General features: G+C 53.8%; 10 protein-coding genes. 6 read left to right on the top strand and 4 right to left on the bottom strand.

Features of this window, described 5'->3' with window-relative positions:
* The first annotated feature begins 50 nt into the window (after positions 1–50).
* Positions 51–1,043, top strand: coding sequence for an NAD-dependent epimerase/dehydratase family protein (locus KA369_07315; GenBank protein MBP7735764.1), 993 nt, complete (start codon positions 51–53; stop codon positions 1,041–1,043).
* Between the two features lie 21 nt (positions 1,044–1,064).
* Here the strand turns inward: KA369_07315 and KA369_07310 are convergent, their stop codons facing one another.
* Complete coding sequence (locus KA369_07310; protein MBP7735763.1) at positions 1,065–2,015, bottom strand: prolyl oligopeptidase family serine peptidase; 951 nt, start codon at positions 2,013–2,015, stop codon at positions 1,065–1,067.
* A gap of 29 nt (positions 2,016–2,044) precedes the next feature.
* Complete coding sequence (locus KA369_07305) at positions 2,045–2,758, bottom strand: cytidylate kinase-like family protein (protein MBP7735762.1); 714 nt, start codon at positions 2,756–2,758, stop codon at positions 2,045–2,047.
* A gap of 281 nt (positions 2,759–3,039) precedes the next feature.
* Between KA369_07305 and KA369_07300 the strand changes: the two genes are divergently transcribed.
* Entirely contained in the window at positions 3,040–3,420 is a 381-nt protein-coding gene (locus KA369_07300) for a pyridoxamine 5'-phosphate oxidase family protein (GenBank protein ID MBP7735761.1), read from the top strand.
* 13 nt (positions 3,421–3,433) lie between these two features.
* Complete coding sequence (locus tag KA369_07295; protein ID MBP7735760.1) at positions 3,434–4,291, top strand: alpha/beta hydrolase; 858 nt, start codon at positions 3,434–3,436, stop codon at positions 4,289–4,291.
* Positions 4,292–4,294: 3 nt separating this feature from the next.
* Here KA369_07295 and KA369_07290 read toward each other — a convergent pair whose 3' ends face one another.
* Positions 4,295–5,332 (bottom strand): DUF2804 domain-containing protein, encoded by a 1,038-nt coding sequence (locus tag KA369_07290; GenBank protein MBP7735759.1) that lies wholly within the window; start codon positions 5,330–5,332, stop codon positions 4,295–4,297.
* A gap of 174 nt (positions 5,333–5,506) precedes the next feature.
* On the opposite strand from KA369_07290, the gene KA369_07285 reads away from it, so the two are divergent.
* The 3 genes from KA369_07285 (at position 5,507) to KA369_07275 (ending at position 12,850) form a co-directional block, all read left to right on the top strand.
* Positions 5,507–7,189 (top strand): FAD-dependent oxidoreductase, encoded by a 1,683-nt coding sequence (locus tag KA369_07285; GenBank protein MBP7735758.1) that lies wholly within the window; start codon positions 5,507–5,509, stop codon positions 7,187–7,189.
* A gap of 89 nt (positions 7,190–7,278) precedes the next feature.
* Entirely contained in the window at positions 7,279–7,965 is a 687-nt protein-coding gene (locus tag KA369_07280) for a DnaJ domain-containing protein (GenBank protein ID MBP7735757.1), read from the top strand.
* A 214-nt stretch (positions 7,966–8,179) separates the two neighbouring features.
* Positions 8,180–12,850, top strand: coding sequence for a protein kinase (locus tag KA369_07275; protein MBP7735756.1), 4,671 nt, complete (start codon positions 8,180–8,182; stop codon positions 12,848–12,850).
* Here the strand turns inward: KA369_07275 and KA369_07270 are convergent, their stop codons facing one another.
* A complete protein-coding gene (locus KA369_07270) occupies positions 12,851–14,242 on the bottom strand; it encodes a phosphotransferase (GenBank protein ID MBP7735755.1) in 1,392 nt (463 codons plus the stop codon).
* Between the last annotated feature and the right edge of the window lie 297 nt (positions 14,243–14,539).

The raw sequence follows: 14,539 nt of genomic DNA, 5'->3' as shown, positions 1-14,539 counted from the left end.
AGCTGAACGATTCCAATTTACTTGCTGCGGCAATCACGAGGAGAGATAGTATGGATGTGGCAATTACCGGCTCAACCGGTCACGTCGGCGCGGGCCTTGTACGCGCCGTCCTCGACCAGAAAAGATCGGTCCGGGTCCTGGTGCGCAAAGACCTTCGGGGAATTAACGGCCTTGATGTCGAGACCATTGACGGCGACGTATTGGACCTCGATTCCCTGATGAAACTGACGAAGGGCGTCAGCACCGTTTTTCACGCCGCGGCGAAAATATCAATAGTAGGTTCCGAAGGCGGCGCCGTTGAAAAGATAAACGTCGGCGGTGTCCGCAATATCGTCGAGGCTTGCCTCCGCAACAAGGTCAAACGCCTTATCCATTTCAGCTCCATCCATGCCTATTCCTCCGATCCCTACGACGAGGAGATCAATGAAACAAGGGCCCTCGCCCTCGGCCAAGAACAGTTTCCCTATGATAGGTCAAAGGCCATGGGCCAGCTTGAGGCCCTTAAATCCGTCGATCGGGGATTGCACACGGTCGTCATCAATCCCACGGCGGTGCTCGGCCCGTTCGATTTCAAGCCCTCACGCATGGGAGAGGTCCTGCTCGACATATACCACTGCAAGTACCCCGCCCTTATCGATGGAGGCTACAACTGGGTTGATTCACGGGACGTCATAGCCTGCGCCCTCGCCGCGGAAAAAAAAGGAAAGGCCGGGCAAAACTACCTCGCGAGCGGCCACTGGTACCACGTGTGCGACATCGCCAGGATCATCTCGGACATGTACTGCAAAAAGACGCCTCGTTTCGCGACACCCGCCTGGATGTGCACCCTGCCCGCGTACTGCGTCCTTGCCGTGGCGAAGGTCCGCAACGTATCTCCCAAGTTTACGCCCATCGCCATTAAAACACTGCAGCGGCACCGCTATATTTCGCACGAAAAGGCGACAAGGGAACTGGGCTATCGGCCCAGGCCGATCGAAGAAACCATACGGGATACGCTGGATTGGTTCAGGAGCCAGGGGATGCTCAAGGCTGAATGCCGCTGACCGATCCGGTCATGGGGGGCATCAATGCCTCTGGTGCCGGGAGAAGAAATCCCAGATGTACTTCGTGGCGCTGAAATCATTGCTGGTCTTTCCGTCAATGGAGTCCGGCGACGATTTTACGACTCCTGGCCACGTATGGCCCCCTCCCTGTATGGAAATGAGCGAGACCTCGTTACCCTGTCCTGCGCAGGCATAATTTATCAGGAAGCCCACCGTACCGTCCCTGGTATCCCGGTCAGGAAGTATCTTAACCGATACCTGCGCGGAGCAGCCGTTTTTCCTGGCCCAGAATGATAACGTGTCAAGGACTGAGAGCACTTCACCGTGCTTTCTATTGCCATTCATGAGGATGCCGCCGCTCCAGGGAACGATCCTGTCTTCGGTGCCGTGCATCATGAGAAGAGGCACTTCTTTTCCCGGTCTCACCAGAGACAGATGCTTCGGCAAAAGCCCGGAGATACAGGCCACTGCCGCCACCTTCTCCGGGACAGCTATGCCGATCCGTAAGGCCATCATGCCCCCATTGGAAAAACCCGCAACGTATACGCGGGCAGGATCGACCTGGGAATCGGCAACCATCGCGTCCACCACCTGGAAAATGAACTGGACGTCGTCCACGCCGCTTCTGAAGGAAACGGAATCCATATCCACGCGCCCATCGTTCCACAAAAGACCAAGGGAATCGGGATAGAGAACCATGAAATTGTTCTTTTCAGCAAGCTCATTGAAACCGGAATAATCGCTCATGACCGTGCCGCTGGCATTGGCGCCGTGGAGCACTATCACGAGGGGAAGCGGCTTGCCGCCTGCGGGAATGCCGGCTGGCCGATAGACCAGATAGCTCCTGTTGATAGAACCGGCGACGACCGTTTTCCTGGCCGGATTGCCCGGGTCGGCGTGCTGCGGCACGGGCATCATCAACATCGCCGACACCATGGCCGCTGCGATTATAGTATCTTTGTATCGATTCATTTATTGGAAGAATGATTCCCGGGCCATGTTCAGATCTTTATTATCCCGGAGCATTCCATGCCCTTGAGTATCAATGATGCGGTGTCTTCAATGGATAATTCGCTCGTGTTGATGACCAGATTGTATATGGAGGGATTGTTCATGTCAACCGTAAGCCGTTTGAGTATGAATTGCTCCCGCTCTTCGCCTTTTTTTGCCAGTATATCCTTTGCCTCGTTCCTGCTCACTTTAAACTGCTCGGTGATATTATCTATCTTTTTCTCCTTCGACGCGAGGAGACGCACATGATAGCCGAGGTGCAGGTCCCGGGTTATCACATTGCCGACCCGGCCTATGATGACGGCATGACCGTTTGCGGCAATTATCCTTATCGTTTCAACGAGCTTCTTGTAAACAAGGGCTTCAGGAGGATACTTTTCAAAGGTTGTCTTGAAAAAATAATCCATTGAATCACGGGCCCTGTCCGTCAGGGTCTCCGCGAGGTTGCGGGAAATATTCATATCCTTCATGAGATGATCAAGAATCCCGCGGTCAAACACCGTCCACCGGGGCTCGTTATGGTATTTGGTGTTGAATATGTCCGCAACAGCCACGCCGACGCGATATCCGAGACACCCGTATTCCCGGGATATCGTCAGGAACGGCAGGGCGTTGCTGCCGGTCATATCAACGGTCTTTTTCCTTGTTTTCCAGTTGCTTTCCTGGTATGAAATCGCGCTGTCGATCGAAAAAATCTCTTTCATGGATTCCCCCTTTGCCGCGCATTCATAATAACGGTCCAAACCGCGTGTTTGTAACATATCAGCACTATAATTAAACATCAATAAAAAAATATTATCTGCCGCAAAAAGTATATCTCTTCGGCGGCACGATCGACATAAAGAAATCCACCCGGTCAAATAGTAATAGATCGCAAGGCGCGAAAAAATCTTGCGATAACCTGCCACATAGCTTGCCGGGGCTTATTTTATATTGACAGCATCATGTCGAAAGCGATATATTACTCAGGCGTGAGGATAAATCAATGGACCTGAAAAACTATTTTGAAACAACCACCGGCCTTAGCATCCTGGCCACGGCGGACTCAGACGGCAATGTAGACCTGGCGGTGTACTCCCGTCCCCATGTCCTGGACGGCGAAACTGTCGCCTTCATCATGGCCGACCGATTGAGCCACCGCAATGTCCAGAGCAATCCGAAAGCTGCCTTCCTGTTCAAGGAAGACGGCGGAGGGTACAAGGGCATCAGGCTCTATATCGAAAAAATCGGCGAAGAAAAGAACAGCCCCCTAATCGATGAGATGCGGAAAAAAAAGCATGGCACCGATACTGCCGGCGAGGAAAAGGACCGGTTCCTTGTGCGTTTCAGGGTCACATCGACCCGTCCCCTTACAGGGGACCGTTGAGGCGGACAAAACGATGAAGGATATCCGGCCCGAAGTCATCACTCTGCAGATCGGCGATACCGATATGCAGTATCTCCAGTATCCAGGAGATGGCCCACCCCTCGTAATGCTCCACGCCACCGGCTTTTTGCCCTGGCTCTGGCACCCCATAGCGCGTGAGCTTTCATCGAAATACCGGGTAATCGCGCCATATTTCTGCGATCATCGGACAAGCGCCCCGGAAGAGGGCGGATTGAGCTGGGCTGTCCTGGCCAAAGACCTCTCGGAGCTATGCCGGTCCCTCTCTCTCAAGCGGCCCTACCTCGTCGGTCACAGCATGGGCGCCACCGTCGTCACCATCGCCCACACTACAGAAGGGCTCGACGCTGAAAAAATTGCGCTCATAGAGCCGATATTCCTGCCGCAGTTCATTTACAAATCAGGACTCACCGTGGAACAGCATCCGCTGGCATCGAAGTCAATCAAGCGTCGCAACGCGTGGGATGATGAAACGGAGGCCAAGAACTATCTGCACTCCAAAAAGATGTTCGAAAAATGGGACGAGGAAATGATGGACCTGTACATCCAATACGGCATGGTCGGCGGAGAGCACGGCGGCCTGGTGCTGGCCTGCCACCCCCGCCATGAAGCCTCGCTTTTCATGGGAAGCGTCCATTTCGATCCGTGGCCGGTTCTCGGCACCATACGGTGCCCCGTCCTGGTTATAGAAGGAGAGGTCAGCGAAAACAGGAACTTTATCAATCTTCCCGATATAGCAGGCAAAATCCCCCGGGGGCAATACCGGCTCGTCAGGGAAGCCGGGCACCTGGTACCCCAGGAACGACCGGCCGAAGTGACGGCAATACTTGCCGAGTTTTTCGGATCGCAGTGAACACTACCACCAGTTCAGCACATCCTCCGCGAAGCCAAGAAAATTCTCCACCTGGAGACGGGTGCCGTCATCAAGGGTGACCTGGCCGTTGAACAGGCCGAAGACCTGGTGCTGTATCGATTTCATTACGAGAAGGTTCAGGGAGCTGGAACGGTCCATGAGCGGCTTGAAATCAAGCTCAAAGCGGCCGTCATTGCTCGTAAACCTCCACGGCTTCATGTAGTCCTTTGCGTCGATGTGGAAAGCAACATCCTGAAGCTTGTGGGCCACGCCCCTGTAAAACAGCATGTTCTCGGATGCCGGTGACCTGTCGCTGAAACCGTAGCCGATGTTCCATCCAAAGGGGACGCCCTTTATGAGGCCTGAAGCCGATCCCCAGTACCAGCGGTTACGATAGGTCCAGTAGCCCCGCCCCCAGTCCAGGCAGCCGAAATCAGTTTTTGGGGAAAAGAAGTACGATTTGCTGCCGATGGTCACCGTCCCGTGGGCCGGCATGCAATTGACCTTCTGGTTGTAATAAAAGGCCTTCCTGTTTTCTTTCCAGGACGTGGCGATGACCATGGTGTCCATGGCCGGATCCTGCGCAAGGGTTATGTCCGCCGAAAGGTCCCGCGAGCCGTCGGGAAGCTGAAATTTCGGCGCCGAGATGATAATCCTCCTGGCGCCGTCCTTGACAATGTATTTCATGTCGATCTTGGCGTCACGGAACGCCACGTCGCCGCTTTCAGATGATGAAGGGAAACCTATTTTGCCCCGCGTCAGCAGACCCATGGAATCGTACTGTACGCAGACATCATTTTTGAAATCAAGCCAGCAGAGCGCGCACAGGGACAGGTAGCTCAGGTCCGCGATGGTGAGGCCTATCCCGTACTGCTTGTCATGGGACAGTATGGCATAATAGTCCCATTCCTTTATGCGGTGCCACGGGGCCTGGATCCTGTTCCGGTCATACCGCCAGTACGGTTTTCTCGCCCATCCCTCTTTCACGAGATGGCCATTGTCGTCAATGAGCTCCAGGGGCGCGGTTATTTCATGTTGCATGGCGTCCTCCACAATATGCAAAACATTAACAGGCAAATACAAATATGTCAAGCCGCCTTTGTTTTTTTGAATTATTAATTGACACTGAAACAGAAGGATATTAGTAACTTTACGAATTATCATTTTTAAAAGATATAATTTAATTCGAATAAAGATTTATTACAGGATGATTATATGGCACGGTATCTTATCATCGGCGGCGTAGCGGGCGGCGCCACGACGGCGGCGCGGCTCCGCCGCAGGGACGAAAACGCAGAGATCATTATCTTCGAGCGGGGCGGTCACGTTTCATACGCCAACTGCGGCCTCCCCTATTACCTTGGCGGCGTCATTCCAGACCGGAACCGCCTCTTCGTCCAGACTCCAGCCGGCTTCAAGAAACGATTCAATATTGATGTACGCGTCGGCACCGAAGTCACCGCCATCAGCCGCGAGAATAAGACCATCACCGTAAAGGATCTTGGCACCGGTAAAATTACCAGCGAGCCCTATGACAAGCTTGTCTTATCCCCCGGCGCAGAACCGGTGCGCCCCCCCATACCCGGCATAGATAGCGAGGGAATCTTCACCCTCCGCAACGTATCGGACACCGACAATATTAAACGCTATCTCAATGACAAGAAACCAACTTCGGCCGTGATCGTGGGAGGCGGGTTTATCGGCCTCGAGATGGCGAAAAACCTCCGCAACCTCGCCATGAAGGTCACCGTTGTCGAGATGGCGGACCAGGTGATGGCGAACCTTGACTATGAGATAGCCTCCGAGGTGCACCAGCACCTGACGGTACATGGCGTGGAACTGCTGCTGAAAGACGGGGTGAAATCCTTCGAAAAAACGAAAGATTCCATCGTCACCCGCCTCGGGAGCGGACGCGAGGTGGCTGCCGCCATGGTCATTTTATCAATCGGAGTCCGTCCTGACACGAAACTCGCCCGTGAATCCGGACTTGACATCGGACAGCGCGGCGGGATCTCGGTCAATGAATACCTGCAAACCTCCGATCCCGATATATACGCCGTGGGAGACGCCATTGAATTCAGGCATCCCCTGACCGAACAGAGCACCATCACCTTCCTGGCCGGACCGGCCAACAAGCAGGGGCGCATAGCCGCCGACAATATCGTGAACGGCAACAGGAAGGCCTATACCGGCAGCATTGCCACCGCCGTTGCGAAGATCTTCGATCTCACGGTCGCGTCCACCGGCGCCTCTGAGAAGCTATTAAAATCAGCGGGCATTCCCTATGTTGCGTCGATAACCCACAGCGCATCCCACGCCACTTATTATCCCGGCGCGGTCCAGATGTCGATGAAGCTCCTGTTTTCGCCTGATATCGGCGTCGTCCTGGGCGCCCAGATCGCCGGCTTTGACGGGGTTGACAAGAGGATCGATGTCATCTCCTCGGTCATCGGCTCGGGCGGCACGGTGGAGGACCTCACCGAATTCGACCATGCCTACGCGCCGCCCTATTCGTCGGCCAAAGACCCGGTCAACATAGCCGGCTTTGTCGCGGAAAACATCCTGGTGGGCCTTGCCCATATCATCCACTGGCACGAGCTCCGGGGCCTCGACCAGTCAGACACGATGCTTATCGATGTACGCACGCCCGGCGAGTTCCAGGGAGGGACAATCCCCGGCGCCGTCAATATACCGGTCGACGACCTGCGGGAGCGTCTCGGGTCGATCCCGAAGGACAAGAAGATCGTCATTTTTTGCGCCGTGGGCCTCCGGGGATATGTGGCCGGCAGGATGATGCTCCAGAGCGGTTTTACCAGCGTACGCAACCTTTCAGGCGGATATAAAACGTATTCTCTTGCCATGGGATCGTTGAACGCCCTTGGAGGAACCTGCTGCTGATCAAAGGGGCTATGGCCGCGGCCGCATCAAGGCGTTTTCTATTTGACATTGCCGATTTTTAATGTCATTTTTCAGGCAAAGGGACAATAATGCTTCCATCCTGCTACGATAAAAACGGCAATGTAATAGATTTTTACACCATATTCAATCTCCCCGGCACTGCCGCGCCCGAGCAGATCAAATCGGCGTTCCGGGACCTGATCAAGCGGTATCATCCCGATACCGCCGCCGTTAAATCCGACAACCTCACCGAAAAGCTCGATCTCATCATTCGGGGTTACAGGATACTCATCGACGAGGACCTCCGAATGGAATATGATCGCGTCCTCTTCAGCAGCAGAAAGGCCGATGAACGCGGGTACGCCATAATATCCAAAAAACGGATAAAGTATTCAGCGACCCTGGGAGACATGCTTAAAGCCAGGCTCATGCCGAAAGGAATGAAGCATAAGGATATCCTCCACAATTTCGGGCAGGATATCGAGATAGTCATCACTCCCCTTGAAGCGCGCAAGGGCGCCCTTGCCTACGTCGAGCTGCCGGCCCGCATGACCTGTCCCCTCTGTATGGGCAGCCAGGCGCAGGTCCGGTCAAAATGCCACATCTGCAACGGCGTCGGCAGGATCCACACCACGTCCCAACTGGAGGTGCAGATCCCTCCCCATGTGGATGATTCGACCTTCATTGACGTGGATCTGATCAAGATACGGCCTGACAAATTGACATCATTTAACCTTAAATATCTCAGGATCAAGATCAGCATCATGGAAGGTTGACACTAATTTACCGGATAGCATCCGGTTTAATCAAAGGTGTTGCTGAATATCTCTTGACATTTTTAAACTTTTATAGACAGATACGTCAAATCGTGATGCAGCCGTTATTTCCTGTTCATGTCAGGATAATTTTTTATGTTGAAAAACTGACCGCCCGGTTTATTATACGTAATAATGCATTATTGATCATCCCAAAACCGCGTACGCGCATTGTATGGATATCGCAGGTAAAATAATCCAGAATAAATATCTCGTGGACAAGCAGATATGGGAAGATGCCGTCAGCTACCTGCATCTCGCTTCTGAAATAACGGCCCAGAAAAAGCCGGTCATCATCCGGTTCCTGAAAAACAATGTCATATCGAAACGGATCGAGGACCAGATCAGGTTCAGGATAGAACTGAACGCCGTATCGGAACTGAGACACCGCAATATCACCAGGATCATTGAAACCGGGGAGCTCATCGAGGTCGTCTATGTCGTCATGGAGTATTTTCCCTGCATCAGTCTCCAGGAAGCCCTGCAGAAAAACCGCTTTTCCATGGCCCAGAGCATCGATTGCGTCCGGCAGATATGCGGGGCCCTGGAACATCTCCATGGAGCGGCCATCGTTCACCGGGACCTCAAGCCGGCCAATATCCTCGTGGACAATGATACGGTCAAGCTTTCCGGATTCGGCCTTGCCCATATCAGGGAATTCAATGAATCCATCCCCTTTGACGAAATAAAAAAAAGCTTCCTGTACCTGTCGCCCGAGCAATGCGGCATACTGAAGCGGCCCATCGACGACCGGAGCGACCTGTACTCCCTCGGCGTCATATTTTTCCAGCTTCTTACCGGCAAGACGCCTTTCGAGGGCTCGGACATATGCTCGATTATTCACCAGCACATCGCGAAGGTCCCGGAGCTGCCTAGCTCCTATAATCCGGAGGTCCCGCCGGCGCTGGACCGGATCGTGATGAAGCTCCTTGACAAGGAACCGGAGAACCGGTACCAGAGCGCCCGCGGTCTCATGGCGGACCTTGAGCGCCACTCCGCCGGCGAGCGCGAGTTCAGCCTCGGCCTCGACGACCGCCTGGCCAGGCTCAGCTATCGCACAAGGCTGATCGGCCGCGAGCGCGAGATGGCCCGTCTCACGGGAGTAATCAACGATCTCGCCAGCGGCTCGGGGAGCGTGTACTTCATCACCGGCGAGGGCGGTTCGGGAAAATCGCGTCTGATCGAGGAATTGAAAAGCTCCATCTTCGCCAACGATTTCATTCTTGCCGGCGGCACCTGTTCAATTCAGAGCAACAAGATCCCCAATGCTCCCGTGAAAGAGGCCCTCGACGAATTCATGGTCAATTTCCACAACCTTTCCGAGGAAGAGCGCGGTGAAATAATCGAATCGCTCAGCGGGGAATTCGGCGACCTCGGCGAGATCATCATCAAGCTCAATCCCGCGATGAAAGAGCTCCTGGGAGAATGCCCCCCCCTTGTCGCGCTGGAGCCCGACCGCGAATACAAGCGTTTTCTCATGGTCGTCAGCAAGTTCATTTACAGGCTGAGCGATCTTTCCGGGGGCCTGGTGCTGGTGCTGGAAAACCTCCAGTGGACCGATGAAGGCACCATCAATCTCATGCACGAGCTCCTGAACGAGATCGGGTGCCATCCGCTGGTTATCATCGGCCTTTACCGGGAAGAAGAGATCGCGGAAGGCCATGTAATCGAAAAGCTCCACATGGATATCGCCGGCAAGCAGGTCCCGTCCATGTCGATCCACCTCCAGAAATTCGATCCCGAGACCATGAAAAAATTCGCCGCCGGACTGCTCATGGAGACCGAGGAGCGCATCCCGGCCGTATCCGATTTTCTCTATCAAAAAAGCGGCGGCAACCCGTTCTTCGCCATCGAGCTGCTGAAGCAATTGATCGATGAAGGCGTCCTGTCCCATGCCAACAACCGCTGGATCTTCGATGAATCGAAACTCAATTCAATAGAAATATCGGCTTCCATCGTCGACATCATCCTCAAGCGCATCCACAAGCTGAACGCCGATGAAATTGAGATACTGTCGTGCGCCTCGGTCATGGGTGAAAAATTCAACATGCGGATACTTTTCAGGGTCAGCGGCCTTGATCGCACCGAGATCGTACGCATCGTCGACAAGGCGATCGATCTCCAGCTCCTGGTCGATCTGCCGGCATGGGGTGAGATAGGATTCGCCCATGACAGAATAAAAGAAGCGTTTTACGGCAACCTTGGGGCCGATAAAAGGAAAAACCTGCATATTGCCGTGGCAAACGCTATAGAAGACGGCAACCGGGACACCCTTGACACCGTTATTTTCGATCTTGCCCACCATTTCATCGAGGGCGACGAAACCGATCGCGCCATCATATTCGCCTTCCCCGCGGGTATCAACGCCATGGGCAAATACGCCAACGAGGAGGCCCTCAAGTACTTCAGGACGGCGATGGATCTCCTTGAAAAAAACGGGCACCGAGGGTCCATCCAATGGATAAAGATACAGGTGCACATGAGCAGGGTTTTCCTGACCATCGGCAACTACGATCAGGCGATCAAGACGCTCAACGAGGTATGTCCGCTTATCGAATCAAAAACGGAAAAAGCCGACATATACAGCCACATCTGCGCCGCGTACATGAGAAAGGGCGACTGGAAGAAATGCGAGGAATACGCCATCCGTTCCGGCGAGCTCCTGGGCGAACATTTCACGGACAACAGGATCGTCATCATGGCAACCCTGGCCAAAGAGCTGATCCTGCTTGGATTATACTCCATGTTTCCCCGTCTCATAGTCAGGTTCAGGCGGATGAAAACCATGGAATACAACAAGATCAAGGCAAAGTTCGCACTGCCCCTTCTCTGGTCTTACATTTACAGCAACACCCTCAAGTTCACCAGGTTTACCCTTCGGGCCCTCAATATCGCCATCAGCAAGATCGGCAAGTCGCCCGAGCTCGGAATGGCCATCGGCGGATTCGGCAGCATTCTCATGGCCATATCTTTTTTTAAGCTGGCATTACGGTACCAGACCAAAGCCCTTTCCATGAGGGAAAAGCTGAACGATCCCTGGGGAGCGGCCCAATCGTACCAGTGGCTCGGCTATTGCCACCAGTGGAAAGGCGACTATCTGAAAAGCATAGAGTGCTTCGAGGAATCCGCCCGCCGCTTCAAGAAAATGGGCGACATCTATGAAATCGGGAATTCCTACGCCGGCCTGCTGTATAATTACATGTACCTTGCCGATTACGAACATCTCAAGCATTACCTTGATCAATACTATATCATCACTAACCAGACAAACAACTATTATGGGATAAACGAAGCGTGGATATACAGCACGCCCTATTTCCTGGAGAAAGGCAATATCGATACGGCCGAATGGCTCGGAAACGCCGGGTACAACTACAGCCTCGATACAAATCTGCTGTTCACGCAGTGCACGTCCTGCATAGAGCTCGGCAGGGTCTACCTCGAGAAAAGGGACATCGCGCAGTCACTCAAATATCTCGAAAAAGCCTATGACCTCTACCGAGACAACAGCTTTCTCAAGCAGTATACGGTTCATCTCCTGCCGACCCTTGCCGAGGCCTATCTCTACCGTTACATCACCGGCAAGGACATAAGCGGCGGCGACGCGAAAAGGTATATCAACAAGACGAAGGAATTCTGCAAAAAAGCGATTTCCGGGACCAAACGGTGGCCAAGCCATTACGGAATCGCCCTACTGGTGCACGCAAAATACCTCGCCGTGCTGGGGAAAAAGAAAAGGGCCGAGCGGATCTTCCTTCAGAGCATAAGCCATAACAAGAAGATCGGCCGCCGCTACTGCCTCGCGCGGAGCTGCTACGAATACGGCCTGTTTCTCTCCCAGTCCGACGCCGGAGCAAGCGCCAAAAAGAACCTCGAGACCGCCTACAGCCTTTTCAACGAAATCGGGGCAACCAGGTATGTAGAGGAGCTGCGAAGCCTCCTCGGCATAAAGGACGACGAGGGCGGCCAGACCTCACTCGAGCGGCGCATCGACAACGAGCGCCAGTCGTCGGTCATCAAGCTGGCCCGGGAAATAAGCAATATCTCCGAAACGGAGGACCTCCTGGGGAAAATACTCGCCAAGGCCGTGGAGATCACCGGCGCCCAGCGAGGATGTATCTTTATCGCCAACCAGAGGAACGAGCTGGAGAAAAAGGCCGTCCACTCCATGCTCGGGTACGACACCGCCATTGACCAGTATTCCATGAACATCATCAAAGCGGTTTACAATACGCAGACGCAGGTGATCCTCGGCGACGCCAACGCCATTCCCCAGACGGGTGACCAGCACGGCTCGCGGCCCCATTCGAAGTCGATACTCTGCGTTCCCATCAAGGAGCGCGACAGGACCGTGGGCGTGTGCTATCTCGATAATTCCCTCACCAGCGGCATTTTTACCGAAAAAGAGGCCAACCTGCTCCTGACGTTCTTATCCCATGTCGCCTTTGCCCTGGAGATCGAATTCCTCCATCGCAGGTACCAGAACACGAAGGACCCGGACAAGAAAGCGCTCCATTCGCCGCTTATCAACGAAAAGATACAGAAGGCCGTTGAATACATTCATCAGAATTACGCCTTTGAGATATCGCGCGAGGGCCTGGCGTCGCATATCGGCCTGCACCATGATAACCTGGGCAGGTATTTCAAGCTCTACCAGGGCAAGAAGATGAGCGATTACATCAACGAGCTTCGCATTAAAGAGGCGGCGCGGAAGCTCCAGGAAACGGACGAAAAGATAATCGACATAGCCTTTTCCGTCGGTTTCGGGAGCCTCAGGACCTTCAACAAGTCGTTCAGGGAGATCATGAAAATCTCCCCTGCGTACTATAGAAAAAAACGCTTCTGATCACACCTCAGAGCAGGACTGCTCTGACTGAAGGCGGGATATCTCGTCCTTGAGATCGATCATCACCTTAAGATCGCCGTCCACGATGAGACGTCCCGACTTCCACGCCTCGAGCTGGTTCAGGGTCCCGTTCTGAAGGTTTCCCCAGTCTTCGGCCGTCGCCTTTACCATGCAGGTCGGTTCCTCCGTCCTTCCTTCATGCCTCCGGGCAATCCCTTTTTCAGACACGATAAACCATTCACTTCCGCCCGGACCGCTCAAGCTGAATTGAATGGTCACCGTGTCTTCCTTGATGTTCTTCGACTTTTTTTGTTCCCCGGGGGGCTGGACACCCAAAATCTCCGCGATGCGGCGGGTGCAGCAGTTGTTATGAAACATATCGTCAGCGATGGGAACGCCCCGCTGTTTCATCTTTTTCAGAACTGAAATGAGTATCATGCCGAACCGCATGGCGGCGAAGACCTCGTTATATTCAAAGTGCTTCACCTTCCAACCGGTCAATTCTTCATATCGCCTGATGGTCTCTTCCCGGCCTGGCGATCCAGGCAGTCTTTTCAGGCTGTATTCGGCAGAGAGGTACCAGTCCATGAAGATATACCAGGCCAGGTCGGCCTCGGGGTCGCCAAGGAAGGCCATCTCCCAGTCAAGGACGGCGACGACGTCATAGCCCGGCTCCCCATACAGAATGTTTCCCATGCGGGCATCGCCCCAGCAGAGCGATACCCGCTCCGGCTCATATTTATTCGCTTCAAGCCACCGCATGGACTCTTCAAGGATGGGATAATGCTCCGCTGGAGTTTCTTTCAACCAGTTGAAGAACCGCTCCCAGTAGGCGAGTTGACGGTCGATCGGGTCCGTCCCGGCGCCGGGAACGCCAAGAAAATCAAGCCTGAGCTTTTTCCAGTCCGTCATGTTGGTCCCGGCCATCACCGCTAGGCCGTTCCACCACATTGCCGCGCGCTCCTCCGGCGATGCGTCAAAATAAACGCCGGAACCGTGATACGACGGATAGTCCTTCGGCATGGTGCCGTTGAGCCGCTCCATGATATAGAATGGCGTGCCGATAACATCGGGGTTCTCCTCATGCCAGAGCATCTCCGGCACAGGGACCGTGCTCTGCTTGAGAGACCCCATGACTAGGAACTGGTGCTCCAGGTGGTAATCCGGGAAAACTTTCTGATCCAATGGTGCCGCGCGCAGCACCAATCCCTTCTTCATACGCTTTCCCTCCTGGTCCCATGAGAGGTCGAAAAGGTATGTTTCATTGGAAAGTCCCATGCCCGGCTTCTGGATGTCTGAAATCGCCACATGGAGGGCCATCGGCATTTTTTTCTGAAGCCAGGGCACGAGGTGGGTCATGATACGCCCCAGGGTATCCTGTTCGTTCTTCATTGTAATACTCCTTGTTAATATGGCCCAACCCGCGACATATGCGCCGCGCGTTGCCGTTATATTTTTGTAGGATCCCCGCAAGTCGGGGACGGCATTCTTTAAATCAACAGAACAGGCGTCCGTTACTCCAATACCTGTCTATTTTAATCGACTTGAGCCTGCATTGTTCAATGACAGATCTGCAGGCTCATCGGCACACTACTTCATAGAAAATTAGCACAAGAATTCCTCATGAGTGGAGAGCATAAGAACCTCGTTTATATTTTTTTATCCCAACAAGGTGAGCGTTAGCTCGAT

Source organism: Spirochaetota bacterium, from assembly GCA_017999915.1.
Classification (GTDB): Bacteria; Spirochaetota; UBA4802; order UBA4802; family UBA5550; genus RBG-16-49-21.
Note: the sequence above shows the minus strand (reverse complement) of the source record. Positions and strands in the feature narration are given on the sequence as shown.